Raw genomic sequence first — 1,162 nt, forward strand, 5'->3', positions numbered from 1 at the left:
CTATATAGACGGCACTAAAGGATTTTGGAAACATTTGTCTAACTCTTAGAGGTAACTAATTGTTGCCTGTAGGAGGCGTTATAATGAACAAAACACTCCATGAAGACAATCAAAATCCCGAAATCCAAGCATTAAAAGCGGCTATGAGAGAAACAAAAAATAAACGAATGTTCGAAAGATATCAAACGATCCTGCTCCACTTGCATGGAGTAAAATACGATCAAATCTCCATTATTGTTGGCCGATCCACAGTTACAATAGGCAACTACGTGAAAGCATACCGTTCAAACGGCCTGGATGGTTTGGTGCTTGGCGAGTCTCCCGGTCGCCCTTCATTTCTCACGAAGGAACAAGAGGAACAGGTGCGTAAGCTCCTTGTGGATCAAAGGCCTTCGGAGGTTGGATTCCCCTCCGAGATGAATTGGACTGCTCCATTGCTTCGGGACTGGATCGAGCGCGAGTTTAACGTGAAGTATTCCGATCGTGGAACACGCAAATTGTTATATCTCCTTGGATTCAGCTTCACAAAACCGACGTATACACTAGCTCTTGCTGATCCTGAAAAGCAAGAACAGTTCAAGGAAGACTTTGAAGCGGTAAAAAAAATTGATTCAGCGCGAAATTGATCGAATCCTGTTTCAAGATGAGTCGATGATTCGGGATTATCAGGCGCTTGCCCATACTTGGTTCCCGAAGGGTCAACAAAAGATAATCCCTACTTACGGTAAACATCGTGGTGTCAAACTGATCGGTACGCTGGATTATGAAAGCGGCGAAGTGTTTTGCATTGAGGAAGAACAGTATGATGCAAATGTGTTTCTAGCCTTCCTTAAACAAGTAGTTGCCCGCTATCCTGGAGAAAAAATTGTAATGGTCCTAGATAACGCTCGAATTCATCATGCCAAATTGCTCCAACCTTTCTTACAGGAACATGCGGAACGATTACATCTCATGTTCCTGCCACCCTATAGTCCGCAGCTCAATTTAATCGAAGGACTGTGGGGCTGGCTTAAGAAAACCGTAATTTACAATGTCTTTTACAACACCGTAGAAGAAATTCGCAAAGCAGTTCAAAACTTTATTAATGAAATTAACAAGACACCAATGAAGACCGTAGATAGGCTATGCATTCAACTATGAATCTTGAGTACCGTCTATATAG

1 protein-coding gene is annotated in these 1,162 nt (G+C 42.5%); it reads left to right on the forward strand.

The window, feature by feature from the left end:
* The first annotated feature begins 83 nt into the window (after window positions 1–83).
* Window positions 84–1,140, forward strand: a protein-coding gene (locus tag IDH41_RS31095) for an IS630 family transposase (RefSeq protein WP_397328863.1) whose coding sequence is annotated in 2 segments (ribosomal slippage) — window positions 84–599 and window positions 601–1,140 — 1,056 coding nt in all. Because the reading frame shifts where the segments join, the coding sequence is not laid out codon by codon here.
* Window positions 1,141–1,162: the final 22 nt, after the last annotated feature.

It is taken from the genome of Paenibacillus arenilitoris (genome assembly GCF_014705655.1).
Taxonomy (GTDB): Bacteria; Bacillota; Bacilli; order Paenibacillales; family Paenibacillaceae; genus Pristimantibacillus; species Pristimantibacillus arenilitoris.